The sequence below is a fragment of the Paraliobacillus sediminis genome (genome assembly GCF_003426055.1).
On the sequence record NZ_QJSI01000002.1, the window covers coordinates 157,219 to 172,691 of the forward strand.

The 15,473-nt window shown below is 34.9% G+C and carries 13 protein-coding genes; all 13 read left to right on the forward strand.

Features of this window, described 5'->3' with window-relative positions:
• Positions 1–51: 51 nt before the first annotated feature.
• The 13 genes from ahrC to D2K60_RS06850 all read left to right on the forward strand — a co-directional run bounded on the left by ahrC (position 52) and on the right by D2K60_RS06850 (position 15,423).
• Positions 52–501, forward strand: a complete 450-nt coding sequence (gene ahrC / locus D2K60_RS06790) for a transcriptional regulator AhrC/ArgR (protein ID WP_117169268.1) — start codon at positions 52–54, stop codon at positions 499–501.
• Positions 502–527: 26 nt separating this feature from the next.
• Entirely contained in the window at positions 528–2,252 is a 1,725-nt protein-coding gene (recN, locus tag D2K60_RS06795; protein ID WP_117169269.1) for a DNA repair protein RecN, read from the forward strand.
• A gap of 176 nt (positions 2,253–2,428) precedes the next feature.
• Positions 2,429–3,715: a SpoIVB peptidase gene (spoIVB, locus tag D2K60_RS06800; RefSeq protein WP_117169270.1), complete on the forward strand. Its 1,287-nt coding sequence runs from the start codon at positions 2,429–2,431 to the stop codon at positions 3,713–3,715.
• A 291-nt stretch (positions 3,716–4,006) separates the two neighbouring features.
• The gene (gene spo0A, locus D2K60_RS06805) at positions 4,007–4,789 is read left to right on the forward strand and encodes a sporulation transcription factor Spo0A (protein ID WP_117169271.1); all 783 of its coding nucleotides are present in this window, start codon (positions 4,007–4,009) and stop codon (positions 4,787–4,789) included.
• A 237-nt stretch (positions 4,790–5,026) separates the two neighbouring features.
• Positions 5,027–5,809, forward strand: coding sequence for an alpha/beta hydrolase (locus D2K60_RS06810; RefSeq protein WP_117169272.1), 783 nt, complete (start codon positions 5,027–5,029; stop codon positions 5,807–5,809).
• Positions 5,810–5,934: 125 nt separating this feature from the next.
• Positions 5,935–6,528, forward strand: a complete 594-nt coding sequence (gene safA, locus D2K60_RS06815; RefSeq protein WP_117169273.1) for a SafA/ExsA family spore coat assembly protein — start codon at positions 5,935–5,937, stop codon at positions 6,526–6,528.
• Positions 6,529–6,761: 233 nt separating this feature from the next.
• Positions 6,762–8,117, forward strand: a complete 1,356-nt coding sequence (locus D2K60_RS06820; protein ID WP_117169274.1) for an aspartate kinase — start codon at positions 6,762–6,764, stop codon at positions 8,115–8,117.
• Positions 8,118–8,382: 265 nt separating this feature from the next.
• Positions 8,383–9,459 (forward strand): Leu/Phe/Val dehydrogenase, encoded by a 1,077-nt coding sequence (locus D2K60_RS06825; RefSeq protein WP_162880781.1) that lies wholly within the window; start codon positions 8,383–8,385, stop codon positions 9,457–9,459.
• 215 nt (positions 9,460–9,674) lie between these two features.
• Positions 9,675–11,099 carry a dihydrolipoyl dehydrogenase gene (gene lpdA / locus D2K60_RS06830; protein ID WP_117169276.1) on the forward strand — a complete coding sequence of 475 codons (1,425 nt, stop codon included), beginning with the start codon at positions 9,675–9,677 and terminating at the stop codon, positions 11,097–11,099.
• A gap of 19 nt (positions 11,100–11,118) precedes the next feature.
• The gene (locus D2K60_RS06835) at positions 11,119–12,114 is read left to right on the forward strand and encodes a thiamine pyrophosphate-dependent dehydrogenase E1 component subunit alpha (RefSeq protein WP_117170347.1); all 996 of its coding nucleotides are present in this window, start codon (positions 11,119–11,121) and stop codon (positions 12,112–12,114) included.
• Between the two features lie 15 nt (positions 12,115–12,129).
• Positions 12,130–13,113 (forward strand): alpha-ketoacid dehydrogenase subunit beta, encoded by a 984-nt coding sequence (locus D2K60_RS06840; protein WP_117169277.1) that lies wholly within the window; start codon positions 12,130–12,132, stop codon positions 13,111–13,113.
• Between the two features lie 29 nt (positions 13,114–13,142).
• Positions 13,143–14,387, forward strand: coding sequence for a dihydrolipoamide acetyltransferase family protein (locus tag D2K60_RS06845; RefSeq protein WP_117169278.1), 1,245 nt, complete (start codon positions 13,143–13,145; stop codon positions 14,385–14,387).
• 118 nt (positions 14,388–14,505) lie between these two features.
• Positions 14,506–15,423 (forward strand): aldo/keto reductase, encoded by a 918-nt coding sequence (locus tag D2K60_RS06850; RefSeq protein WP_117169279.1) that lies wholly within the window; start codon positions 14,506–14,508, stop codon positions 15,421–15,423.
• Positions 15,424–15,473 lie beyond the last annotated feature (50 nt).

The following is a 15,473-nucleotide window of genomic DNA, read 5'->3' on the forward strand; positions in this document are numbered from 1 at the left end:
TGAATTTAAGCTAGTTTCACTATCTTTTTTAGAATGTGGAAAGGAGATACTATGAACAAAGGTCAACGACATATAAAAATTCGTGAACTAATTACAGATCATGACATCGACACACAAGATGAATTGGTTGATGCATTGCGTGGATTAGGTTATAACGTTACGCAAGCTACTGTCTCGCGAGATATAAAAGAATTGCATCTAGTTAAAGTTCCGATGGTTGATGGAAGATATAAATATAGTTTACCCGCTGATCAACGCTTTAACCCTTTAGAGAAGCTAAGACGCTTAATGCGAGATGCTTTTATTAGAATTGATCAAGCAGGTTATTTTTTAGTACTTAAAACGTTACCAGGTAATGCAAATGCGCTCGGCGCTTTAATTGATAATTTAGATTGGTCAGAAATATTAGGAACGATATGTGGAGATGACACGATTTTAATTATTTGCAAAACAGAAGAGCATACCTTTGAAATTCAAGATCGCTTTTTAGAAATGTTATAATTAATAATAAAGTGAGGTGGAAGCTTATGTTAACCGAACTTACTATAAAAGATTTTGCTATTATCGATGAGATTACTATTACCTTTAGAGAAGGATTAACTGTACTGACTGGAGAAACTGGTGCAGGTAAGTCCATCATTATAGATGCGATTCAGTTATTAACAGGTGGAAGAGGATCTGTAGAGTTTGTAAGATATGGTGCAAACAAAGCAACATTAGAAGGGCTATTTACAATTGATGAGCCCTCGCATCCAATATATAAAAAAGGTAAGACATTTGGTATCGAGATTGATACGGATGGAATGATTGTCTTGAATCGGACAATAACTGCTAACGGAAAGAGTATTTGTAGAGTAAATGGAAATTTGGTAACGCTAGCTATTTTAAAAGAATTTGGGAAAACGTTGATTGATATCCATACCCAACACGAAACACAATCGCTTATGGATGTAGACCGACATATTGAGTTATTAGATATGTATAATAAAGAGTCCATAGACGAAGTGAAAGCGGATTATAATATATTATATCAAAAATTACATACACTAAAAAAACGGTATCAAAAATTAAATGATAATGAACAAGAAATGGCTCAAAGATTAGATTTACTCCGATTTCAACTTAATGAATTACAAGAAGCAGATCTTTCTCCAGGAGAGGATGAAACCCTAGAGGAAGAACGAAAAAAATTAATGAACCACGAAAAAATATATAAAGGTGTAAATGAAGCTTATGAAGCTTTAAACGGTGAGCAACGAGCACTTGATTGGTTAGGATTGGCACTTTCTGGATTAGAAACAGCAAGTGAGTATGAAAAAGGATTAGCAGAAAAAAAAGAAGGATTTTCAAATCATTTTTATTTAATTGAAGAATTATCTTATGATTTACGTCATTATTTAGATTCACTCGAATTTGATTCAGAACGTCTCAATTTTTTGGAAAGCCGATTAAACGATATAAGCCGATTAAAGAAAAAATATGGATTTACTGTTGATGATATGTTGGAGTATGCTGCTAAAATTGAGGATGAAATTGATGAAATTCAAGATCGCGATACATCTTTAGGTAAATTAGGGGCAGAAATAGAAGAAATTGGCCAGGATGCACTCGTTGAAGCACGACACCTACATGATTTACGTAGCCAAGCTGCTAAACAGTTAAAGTTAGCAATTCAACAAGAACTACAGGATTTATATTTAGAAAAGGCAACTTTTGAAGTAGACATAAAAACAAAAAAAACGAAACCAAACGAACCAGAATCTAAATCGATACCAGTACAATTAACACCTAATGGTTTTGATATTATCCGATTTTTAATTTCAACCAATCCTGGTGAACCGATTAAAGAAATGAACAAAGTCGCATCAGGTGGTGAATTGTCACGAATTATGTTGGCTTTGAAAAACATTTTCGCTAAACATCAAGGAGCAACTAGTGTGATTTTTGATGAGATTGATACGGGTGTAAGTGGTAGGGTAGCCCAAGCTATAGCAGAAAAAATACATGGAATATCCACAGGATCGCAAGTATTATGTATTACACATCTTCCTCAAGTAGCTGCAATGGCAGATACACATTTATTGATTGAAAAAAATGTTTCAGAACAACGGACTAGTACAACCGTTGATGAGCTTTCAACTGAGTCACGCGTAATGGAAATAGGAAGAATGGTTACAGGTAGTGAACTGACAGAAACATCAAAAGTTCATGCCAGAGAATTAATTGCATTAGCTAATAAAAGTAAGGAATAAAAACCATGTTAAACGAGCATGGTTTTTTTAATACACAAAAATAATGCTTAATACTATCTAAAATAGGAAAACATCTCCCCTATATGAGATCTTTACTGGGTTTAAAAAAGGCTTGCTAAGGTCACATTATAAATACAGAAAAAAATAATTTGGGTTGGGAACGAGGAGAGTGGATAATGAACATGAATAAAATTCGGGCTGCAATAGGATTATTACTCCTTGTTACTTTCCTAAGCATGCCATTTAACCATTTTATACAACAATATGTTGCTATACCGAATCATGTAACAGTGTTTGATGAAACAGGAGAAAATTTAACTATTCCAAAGTTAGGGAATGAAACAACAACTGTTTTGTCTCAGCAAGATGAAGTTTTAGAAGCAATGGACACATCTCAGTTTAAAGCAGTCAATAATGGAGAAAGCTCAATTGTATATGAAGTTGCAGGTATGCCACTTAAAAAGGTCAATGTAGCCGTTTTAGATGATTTTAAAGTAATACCTGGTGGACAATCAGTAGGTGTTAATTTACAAACTTTGGGCGTACTCGTAGTAGGACACCATTTAATCAATACAGATAGTGGCGAAAAGTCGCCGGGTGAAGATGCTGATATTCAAGTTGGCGATATAATTTTGCAAGTGAATGGAAATGAAATAGAAAAAATGGAACAGATGACTCCACTTGTTGATGAAGCGGGAAAAAATAATAAGAAACTAAATGTAAAAATAAAACGTGGTGGTGAAACGCTAGAAAAAAAATTAGCACCAGCGCTTGATAAAAAAGAAAACCAGTATCGAATCGGATTATATATAAGGGATTCGGCAGCAGGTATTGGAACAATGACGTTTTATCATCCAGAATCGAAAAGATATGGCGCTCTAGGTCATGTTATTTCTGATATGGACACCAAAAAACCGATACAAATTCACGATGGTACAATTGTAAAATCTAATATTACGTCGATAAAAAAAGGTGATAATGGCGTGCCAGGAGAGAAGCAAGCAACTTTTAATAGTGATGATACACCTTTGGGTACCATAACAAAAAACACATCATTTGGTGTATTCGGTAAATTAGATAGTAAATTGCAAAAAAGCAAGTGGAATGAACCAATGCCAATCACATTGCCAAATCAAGTGAAAGAAGGTCCGGCTAAAATTTTAACAGTTGTAGAAAATGATTTGGTCGAATCATTTGATGTGGAAATTGTAAACAGTGTCGATCAGCCAAATGCAGCTACCAAAGGAATGATAATAAAGATCACTGATGAAAAACTTTTAGAGAAAACTGGTGGTATTGTACAAGGTATGAGTGGAAGTCCAATAATGCAGGATGGCAAATTAATTGGTGCCGTAACACATGTTTTTGTAAATGATCCCACATCAGGTTACGGAATTCATATCGAATGGATGTTAGAAGAAGCTGGAATAGATATTTACAATAAGCAACAAGAAGCTAGTTAAAGATTAAGCTCTTATTCGTGATAAAGCGATAAGAGTTTTTTTTGAATTTCAGGTTCAAAATTGTTAAAAAGAAGCAGATATATGCTATACTCTGGTTAAAGAATATTCGACAAAACGCAGAATAATACTATTTAAATGACGAAAAATATCGATTTCATAAGAAAACAAGAGTATTTTGAAGTAAATAGAAAAAAACACAAATATTTTTATCTAAAAGAAGGAATTTTCGAACTTGTGTCGAAATTGTAGATGTGAAACAAGATAGGATTAGTCGAAGGAGGAGCAAATATAGTGCAAAAGATTAAGGTTTGTTTAGTAGATGATAACAGAGAGCTAATTGAATTAATGGAGGAATATTTTGAAAGTCAATCAGATATTGAAGTGATTGGTACTGCTTTTAACGGAAAGGAATGTATTAGTTTATTTGATGAGATCGAACCAGATATTGTGGTTCTTGATATTATAATGCCTCATATGGATGGATTAGCTGTTTTAGCGAAATTAAAAGAGATGGATATACCTAAACATCCTAGAGTGATTATGCTCACGGCATTTGGACAGGAAGAAGTAACAACGAAAGCAGTAGATTTAGGGGCATCTTATTTTATTTTAAAACCCTTTGATTTAGATAGTTTAGCTAGCCAAATCAGACAAGTTCATGGTGCACCGACATCAGATAATAAAGCAGTAAAACAAAAATCCAATAAAGAGAACCACAAAAGAGATTTAGAAGCAAATATTACACATATTATACATGAAATTGGTGTTCCAGCTCATATTAAAGGGTATATGTACTTACGAGAAGCAATCACAATGGTCTATAATGACATTGAATTATTGGGTTCTATTACGAAAGTTTTATATCCCGACATTGCTAAGAAATTTAATACTACAGCCTCTCGTGTTGAAAGAGCAATACGACATGCAATCGAAGTAGCATGGAGTCGTGGCAATATCGATTCTATATCATCATTATTTGGTTATACCGTAAATGTCTCTAAAGCAAAACCAACTAATTCAGAATTTATTGCAATGGTAGCTGATCGTCTACGTATCGAACACCGTGCATCTTAAGCGGTTGTATGACAGTTTTTTGACGTATAGTTACGCATAAACAGGGCTATAAACTATGTACGGATACTCACAAGCGTCCTTCTTTGTCGGAATTACTAAATTCCCATAAAGGAGGGCGTTTTTGCATTAAAGGATTTTCTAACAGCATAAGCTTATTGAAAGAGTAAAAAATTATTATCAAGCATATGTTGAAACGATAATTCAGATTTTATTGTAGGATAGAAAGGGGTATTGATCATGCGGGAGATTATATTCGATTATCCAGTGAAAGAATTTACATATAAAGTTATAGGTGAAAGAAAGTTGAAATTTTATATATTTGAATCAGAAAGTTCTCAAAAAAATGGATCGATTATTTTATTTTTTATCGGAGGTAGTTTTAGTAAAGACCCAAACAGTCCAGCTAGGTTTCAGGAGCAAGCTAAATATTTCGCTTCCAAAGGCATGATAACAGCATGCGTTGATTATAGAAATGGCGCTGACGAAGGATTTACTCCAATTCAAGCAATTCAAGATGTTAAATCGGCTGTTCGTTCGGTTAGAGAAAATTATGCTTATTTAGGAGTAGACCCAAATAAAATTGTTGTATGCGGCTCATCTGCAGGTGCATATATATCTGTATCCTCTATTATGTTCAAAGAATTGAATAATGAAACTGATAATCTTAGCACAGACAATGTTCCAAATGCTCTAGTTGTTTTTGCAGGTGGCATGGATGGTGTTGATATAATGAAAAGACGTTACCCTGAATTGCTTGATGAATCGATAGAATTATCTCCCATACACCACATAAAGAAGTGCTTACCAAAAACTATTTGGTTTTGTGGAACTGTGGATATAGATTATGAACAAAACAAAGAATTTATTCAACGTATGGTTGAAAAAGGAAACGAGATAACTTTTATAGAATATGACAAGATGGAACATGGTTTTTTCCATTTTGGAAGAAATAATAATGAATTTTATCAAGATACCATTCAAAAAACAGAAGGATTTTTAAAAGAAATAGAATTTATTTAAATGAACTTATGCTTTTGGGGGTTTATTGGAACGATGGTGTATAATCGCCCTTACGTCATAATAATTTTGAATGAATGTATAAATTCTTCATTTTGCGGTAACTTAACCAAAAAAGGAGGATTTTTATGAAAAAAGTACTATTCTTTTTAGTCGTTTTAAGCTTTTTATTACCTGCTTCTGTATTGGCGGAAGATACGTATACAGTTCAACCTGGAGATTCGATGTGGAGAATTGCGATGAAATATAAGATAGGTGTTACTGAAATTATTGAGGCCAATCCATCTATTGATAATCCAGATCTTATTTACCCGAACCAAAAAATAGCCATACCAATAATTGACGCAATAAAACATACAGAACACTTGGTTATTCAATTAACCAATCAAGAACGAGCAAAAAATGGACTATCTGCTTTACGACCTAACTGGGAGTTGTCACGTGTTGCAAGATATAAGTCTGTGGACATGCTTGATAAGAATTACTTTTCTCATACAAGTCCCACATATGGATCTCCGTTTGCGATGATGGAGAATTTCGGAATATCATACCAAAGAGCAGCAGAAAATATTGCGAGAGGTCAGCGCACGCCACAAGAAGTCGTAACAGCTTGGATGAATAGTCCAGGACATCGCAAAAATATATTAGGTGATTTCACTCATATAGGTGTCGGTTATGTTGAAGACGGAAAATATTGGACTCAAATGTTTATAACCAAATAACATGCAGTAAGACCTTGTACATCATTCAAGGTCTTTTTTTAATATATTTTGCTGTTAAACGTAATATAACAAGATTAATGAAGAAAATATCTTGTTTGTAGTGTTCTAAACAGCTCAACTCAGTAATTCTCGTACATGGTCTTGAATAATCAGAATTTTATTATAACAATTTAATTGAAAGTATGATAATATTTTTAATGACATAGAAAAATATAAATGGAGAGGTTTTAAATATGAAAGTATCGAAATTTGGAGGAAGTTCAGTTGCTAGTGCTTCGCAATTAAAAAAAGTTGCACAAATTATTCAAGCAGATGCAGATAGAAAAGCAATTGTAGTATCAGCACCAGGAAAGAGGTTTTCTGAAGATAATAAAGTAACCGATCTTCTCATTAAACTAGGGGAAGCTTATCTAGCAAATGAGCCGCATCAAAAGCAATTAGATGAAGTTTTATTGCGATTTAGCTCGATTACAACAGAATTAAATTTATCGGATCGTATTCTAGGAGAGATAAAAGATGATATTGCATCCGTTTTTGCTAGTGATTATCAAAAAGAACTTAAATTAGAAGCGATTAAATCAATTGGTGAAGATTCGCTAGCTAAAATACTTAGTGCCTATTTACAATCACTTGGAGTAGAAGCAAGCTATTTAAATCCAAAAGAAGCTGGCATTATCTTAAGTGATGAACCGGGTAGTGCTCAAATTTTAGATGAAAGTTTTGAGCTATTATATAAATTACGTGATCGAAAAGAAATAGTAGTAATTCCTGGCTTTTTTGGCTATACAAAAGAGGGTAAATTAGTTACTTTCTCTCGAGGTGGTTCAGATATTACTGGGTCAATCGTTGCAGCTGGAGTGAAAGCAGATTTGTATGAAAACTTTACCGATGTTGACTCGGTTTATTGCGTTAACCCAACCATTGTTGATAATCCTAAGGAGATTACGTCATTAACGTATAAAGAAATGCGAGAATTATCCTATGCGGGGTTTTCCGTTTTTCATGATGAAGCACTTATACCAGCCTTTAAAGCAAGTATTCCTGTTTGTATTAAAAATACCAATAATCCAGACGGACTTGGGACCATTATTGTTTCACAAAAAGAGCCAAATGGTAATCCGGTTGTAGGGATTGCTAGTGATATTGGTTTCCTAAGTTTATATGTTAGTAAGTATTTGATGAATAGAGAGTTAGGTTTTGGTCGTCGTTTACTGCATATATTAGAAGACGAAGGTATATCTTTTGAGCATACACCATCTGGTATTGATGATTTGTCAGTCATTATTCGTGAGAGTGAGTTATCAGAAGCTAAAGAAGAAAAGATTATTAAACGTATAAAAGATGAATTAGATCCTGATCAAGTCTATATAGAAAGAGATCTTGCATTAATTATGATTGTTGGAGAATCAATGAATAGCTCAGTTGGTATAGCGGCTAAAGCAACAGAAGCATTTTTACGTGCAAATGTTAATTTAGAGATGATTAACCAAGGATCTTCTGAAACGTCAATGATGTTTGGTGTGAAAGAAGAAGGCGTTAAGAGAGCAGTGCAATCATTATATGAAATATTTTTCGTAGAAGAAAATTAAGCTAACAAAAATGACACATTACAGTAATATGTAATGTGTCATTTTTGTTTTAAGCCAGTAGAAGAGGTTTCTTTTGCAAATTCATGGTGTAAAAGCTATGATTACAAATAAGAACAAAGAATAAATTGCGTTGGGTGCATATTTTTTCTAATACTATCCCATACATAACTTGCACGAAAATTGCATGATGTTAGTAAGGAGAGTAAGGAGAGCAATGAGTTTACTCATTACTTAAGGAGGATCAACTTTGGAAATTTTTTCTTATATGGAAAAGTACGACTATGAACAACTTGTTATTTGTCAAGATAAAGAATCTGGTTTGAAAGCGATCATCGCTATTCACGATACAACACTTGGACCTGCTTTGGGTGGGACAAGGATGTGGACTTACGCATCTGAAGGAGCAGCAATTGAAGATGCTCTTCGATTAGCAAAAGGAATGACCTATAAAAACGCTGCGGCAGGTTTAAATCTAGGCGGAGGTAAAACAGTCATAATAGGTGATCCGAAAAAAGATAAAAATGAAGCAATGTTTCGTGCATTCGGGCGTTATATTCAGGGTTTAAATGGTAGATATATTACAGCCGAAGATGTTGGTACAACGGTAGAAGACATGGATATTATTCATGAAGAAACAAATTATGTGGCTGGCATATCACCTGCTTTTGGTTCATCGGGTAATCCTTCGCCAGTAACAGCATATGGCGTTTATAAAGGAATAAAGGCAAGCGCAAAAGAAGTGTTTGGAACAGATATATTAGCAGGAAAAAAAGTTGCCATTCAAGGGGTAGGGAGTGTTGCCTACACACTTTGTGAATATTTACATGATGAGGGAGCACAATTAATTGTTACAGATATAAATGAAGAAGCTGTTCAAAGAGCAGTAGATGCATTTGGTGCTAGAGCTGTTGGACTAGATGAAATTTATTCCGTTGATTGTGATATCTACGCTCCATGTGCGCTAGGAGCAACATTAAATGATCAAACAATACCTAAATTAAATGCAAAAATTGTTGCAGGGGCGGCAAATAATCAACTAGAACTAGACAAGCATGGTGATTTATTACATCAAAAAGGTATTTTATATGCACCTGATTTTGTTATTAATGCTGGAGGTGTAATTAATATAGCCGACGAACTTAACGGTTATAATCGCGAAAGAGCAATGAAACATGTTGATAAGATATATGATAATCTAGAAACGGTTTTTGCTATTTCAAAACGCGACAATATTCCTACTTACATTGCAGCCGAAAGAATGGCAGAGGAAAGAATAGCGAGTTTACGTAATTCTCGAAGTACATTCTTACAAAATGAACATCATGTTATTAGTAGACGTTAACATGAAAAAATAATTAGAAAATGTTTTTCTCAGATTGCTTATCTAAAGTGATTTCTGAGAAAAACACTTTTTAATAAGAAAACATCTAGTTGACCTTTTCTACCTAGAAGAATATTATAGAGAAGAAGGATTCTGATAACTAATTGGTAATGGTCTTCTATTACCTGCTTACATAGAGTGTTTTATTAAAAAAGTTACATTAGGGAGGTTTTTTTATGGCCAAAAATTATGACCTAGTCATACTAGGAGGTGGTACAGGTGGATATGTAGCCGCCATCCGTGCTTCTCAACTAGGATTAAAGACTGCCATTGTCGAAAAGGATAAGCTTGGTGGTACATGTTTACACAAAGGGTGCATCCCTTCAAAAGCATTATTAAGAAGTGCAGAAGTGTATAAACAGACCAAAGATGCAGAACAATTTGGCATTAATACTTCTGATATTAATCTGGACTTTTTGAAAGTGCAAGACCGTAAGCAGCAAATTGTTAATCAATTGCATCAAGGTGTAATCGGACTGATGAAAAAGGGTGCAATCGACATATATGATGGAATAGGTAGAGTTCTTGGTCCTTCTATCTTCTCGCCAACAGCAGGTACTGTTTCTGTAGAGATGAAAGATGGTTCTGATAATGAAATGTTGATCAGTAAGAATTTAATTATTGCAACAGGTTCAAAACCAAAGATTATCAAGGGATTGGAACCAGATGGAACACATATCCTAACTTCAGATGAGGCGTTGAACATGAAGGCATTACCAAAATCAATTATTATAGTTGGTGCAGGGGTTATCGGTGTAGAATGGGCATCCATGCTGGCAGATTTTGATGTGAATGTCACGTTAGTAGAGTATGCCGAACAAATTTTACCGACAGAGGATAACGAAATTGCAAAAGAAATGCAGCGTTTATTAAAGAAAAAAGGTATTAAGATTATGACAAATGCAAAAGTGCTAAGTAAAACAGTAGAAAAAGCTGATAATGTAACAATTCAAGTTAATTACAAAAATGAGCAGATTGTATTAACCGCTGTTCAAATGCTAGTTGCAATTGGAAGAGAACCAAATACAACTCAAATAGGAATAGAAAATACGGATATTCAGTTAGATGCGTCTAGCTCAATTAAAATAAATAAAGATTTTCAAACAAAGGAATCACATATATACGCAATTGGGGATTGTATCGGTGGAATGCAGCTTGCCCATGTTGCGTCACATGAAGGTAAACACGCAGTAGAACACATTGTAGGTAATAAGCCAATTCAACTTGATTATCGGAATATTCCTACATGCATCTATTCAAATCCAGAAGTGGCAAGCGTTGGTTTAACTGAAAAACAGGCGAAAGACGAGGGTTTTCAAGTGAAGTCTGGTAAGGTTAGTTTTAAAGCAATTGGTAAAGCGCTTGTTTACGGTGAGTCAGATGGATTTGTAAAGATAATAGCAGATAAGAAAACAAACGACTTATTAGGTGTTCATATGATAGGACCGCATGTAACAGAGTTAATATCGGAGGCGGGATTAGCCAAAGTTTTAGATGCCACCCCATGGGAAATTGGGGAAACTATTCACCCACATCCGTCTTTAGCTGAAGCCATAGCTGAAGCTGCATTAGATGTAGATGGAGTGAAAATTCATGGATAAGCAAGAAGGAGGAGTTATCATGAGAGAAAACCGTCATATTTCTTTAGGTTTAACAGACGATGAAGTATTTGAGATGTATCGAACTATTTTGTTAGCAAGAAGAATCGATGAACGTATGTGGTTATTAAATCGTGCAGGGAAAATTCCATTTGTGGTCTCATGTCAAGGTCAAGAAGCGCAACAAGTAGGTGCTGCGTTTGCTTTAGATCGTACGAAGGATTATTCAGCTCCGTATTATCGGGATGTTGGTGTAGTCCTAGCGCTTGGCATGACGGCTCGTGACTTGATGTTACAAGCCTTTGCAAAAGCGGAAGACCCTAATTCAGGTGGACGCCAGATGCCAGGTCATTTTGGTCAAAAGAAAAATCGCATGTTAACTAGTTCATCGCCTGTAACGACACAAGTTCCACATGCTGTTGGTATTGCATTAGCAGCTAAAATAGAGAAAAAAGGTATTGTTAGTTTTGTTACGTTAGGAGAGGGTTCTTCAAATCAGGGAGACTTTCATGAAGGTGCGAATTTTGCTAGTGTACAAAAGTTGCCTGTCATTTTAATGGTGGAAAATAATCAGTATGCTATTTCAGTACCATTAAGTAAACAAGTAGCCTGTGAGAAAATATCAGATCGGGCAATTGGATATGGCATGCCAGGTGTAACAGTAGATGGTAATGATCCATTGGCAGTATATCAGGCTGTTAAAGAGGCTGCTGATCGTGCTAGAAATGGTATGGGACCTAGTTTAATTGAAACGTTATCTTATCGATTAACACCACATTCAAGTGATGACGACGATAGTATTTACCGTACGAAAGAAGAAGTAAAAGAGGCAAAGAGTAAAGATGGTGTGCTAACTTTTGCGGTCTATCTACGTGAACAAGGCATTTTAACAGAATCAAAAGAAAAAGAGCTTGAAGAAGAATTAAAACAAATTATAAATGACGCTACAGATTACGCAGAAGCTGCTGCTTATGCAGATCCATCATCAATTTATGATTATGTTTATGAAAAGAAGTAAGGGAGGAGGATTATAATGGCAGTAATATCTTATATCCAAGCAATTACACAGGCATTACAGGAAGAAATGAAACGAGATAGTAAAGTATTTGTTTTAGGGGAAGACATTGGTATAAATGGTGGTGTTTTTCGTGCTACAGCAGGTTTATATGATGAATTTGGAGAAGAGAGAGTTATTGATACACCTCTAGCTGAATCAGCAATTGCTGGTGTTGGAATTGGTGCAGCTATGTATGGGATGCGTCCTGTTGCTGAAATGCAATTTGCTGACTTTATTCTTCCGGCAGTTAACCAAATAATTTCTGAAGCGGCTAAGATTCGTTATCGGTCGAATAATGATTGGAGTTGTCCAATTACAATTCGTGCTCCTTATGGTGGAGGTGTGCATGGCGCATTATATCATTCACAATCTATTGAAGCTATTTTTGCCAATCAGCCAGGTTTAAAAATTGTTATGCCATCTACTCCATATGATGTAAAAGGATTATTGAAAGCTGCAATTCGTGATAACGATCCTGTACTTTTTTTAGAACATAAACGCGCTTACCGGTTAATTAAAGGGGAAGTACCAGAAACAGATTATACTGTTCCAATTGGAAAAGCTGATGTAAAAAGAGAAGGATCAGATATTACAGTTATTACGTATGGCTTATGTATTCATTTTGCATTAGAAGCTGCTGCAAAATTAGCTGAAGAAGGTATTGAAGCACACATATTAGACTTGCGTACTGTATATCCATTAGATCAGGAAGCGATAAAAGAAGCAGCTTCAAAAACTGGAAAAGTATTGTTGGTTACGGAAGATAACAAAGAGGGAAGCATTATAGGTGAAGTAGCTGCAATTATTAGTGAACATTGCTTGTTTGATTTAGATGCACCAATCAAGCGGTTAGCGGGTCCAGATGTTCCAGCTATGCCATATGCCCCTCCATTGGAGAAAGAGTTTATGATTAATTCTGAGAAAGTGGAAGTGGCGATGAGAGAACTTGCATTATTTTAAGAAATGAATAAAAAAGGAGGGGATGCGTTTTGATTCTCGAAAAAATTACAATGCCTCAACTTGGTGAAAGTGTGACAGAAGGAACGGTAAGTAATTGGCTTGTGCAAGTTGGAGACCATGTGGAAAAGTATGACCCGATTGCAGAAGTAATGACAGATAAAGTGAATGCAGAAGTACCGTCTTCTTTTACTGGAACGATTAAAGAATTAGTTGCAGATGAAGAACAAGTATTAGCTATTGGTGAATTAATGTGTTATATCGAAGTAGAAGATAGTGGATCGGAAGTTAAAGATGAGCGGGTACAACAAGATAAAGAGGAAGATCAAATAAGAGCAACACAAACTGATACATCAATGAAAACACGTTATTCTCCTGCTGTTATGCGTTTAGCGCAAGAAAATAATATTGATTTAAACACAGTAAAAGGAAGCGGACGTGGGGGCAGAATAACACGTAAAGATTTGGAAAGAACGATTGCAAATCCATCTCCTACAGATGAATCAACCGTTGAAAAAGAAGTTGAGGAAGTCAGTTCTGTGAAAAATGATGAGAAACTTGCGGTAGAAACAGCAATTGGTGACAAAGAAATTCCGGTAACTGGTATCAGAAAAGCAATAGCGAATAATATGGTTCGTTCTACAACAGAAATACCGCATGCTTGGATGATGATAGAAGTTGATGTTACCAACCTTGTTAAATATCGTGATGCAGAAAAAACAAAATTTAAAGAGAATGAAGGATACAACTTATCCTACTTTGCTTTTTTCCTAAATGCTGTAGCAAAGGCATTAAAAAAATACCCAGAATTGAATAGTTCATGGGCCGGAAATAAAATTATTCAACATAAAGCAATTAATTTATCAATTGCAGTTGCACATGAAAAAGAACTATTTGTACCAGTGATTAAAAATGTTGACGAGAAAAGCATTAAAGGAATAGCAAAAGAAATTCACGCCTTAGCAATGAAAGCACGTAATGGTAATTTAACACAACGAGACATGGAAGGTGGTACCTTTACTGTTAATAATACGGGTTCATTTGGTTCAGTTCAATCTATGGGAGTGATAAACTACCCACAAGCAGCAATATTACAAGTGGAATCAATTGTAAAAAGGCCTATCATTATTGATGATATGTTTGCGGCACGTGATATGGTCAACCTTTGTCTTTCGTTAGATCATCGTATATTAGATGGCGTCATTTCCGGCAAATTCATGTCACATGTTAAAGAGATTTTAGAAAACATATCAGTTGATACAACGCCAATATATTAGTGAAAAATCATCCATATTTCTGGATGATTTTTTTGCGTGAATGAGTATTATACTAATTGTGTACTCTTTTTAACAGAACATGATAGAATAGAGATACTATAGTAAAAGAGGTGTTTTGATGAACAGAATAAAATTAGGTACAAGTGATTTAGAAGTTGGAGAAATATCTTTAGGTTGTATGCGTATGGATGCGCTTTCTAAAAAGGATGCGAGACTAGTTATCGAAAACGCAATGGATCTAGGCGTGAATTTATTTGATCATGCTGATATCTATGGTGGTGGAAAGTCAGAAGAGGTTTTTTCTGATGCAATTGAAATGAACCCGTTAATAAGAGAAAAGATGATCATACAATCAAAATGCGGTATTCGAAATGGTTTTTTTGATTTCTCTAAGGAACATATTACATCTTCAGTTGAAGGAAGTTTAAAACGCTTAAACACAGATTATCTTGATATTCTACTATTACATCGTCCAGACGCTTTAATGGAGCCGGAAGAAGTAGCAGAGACTTTCACGAGGTTGAAAAATAGTGGTAAAGTAAACTATTTTGGTGTTAGTAACCAAAATCCGATGCAGATAGAATTACTAAAGAAGTATTTAAAAGATGATTTAATCATTAATCAGCTTCAACTAAGTATTATGCACACACCAATGATAGATGCTGGTTTAAATGTTAATATGCAACATGATAAAGCAACTGATCGGGAGAACAGTGTTTTAGAGTATTGTCGTTTACACGATATAACTGTACAGGCTTGGTCACCATTCCAATATGGCATGATTAAAGGTGTGTTTGTTGGTAATAAAGACTTTCCAGAAGTGAATGAAAAGATACAAGAAATAGCAGAGAAAAAAGGGGTAACTGATTCAGCGATAGCGATTGCTTGGATTTTACGTCACCCAGCTAAAATTCAACCAGTTGTTGGTACAATGAATCCACAGCGACTAGCTGATATTGAAAAAGCTTCACACATTACTTTAACAAGAGAAGAATGGTATGAGATATATCGTTCAGCAGGAAATGTGTTACCTTAAATACTAATAGAGCCTACTACCATCTACATTTTGGGAGTAGGTTCTTTTTG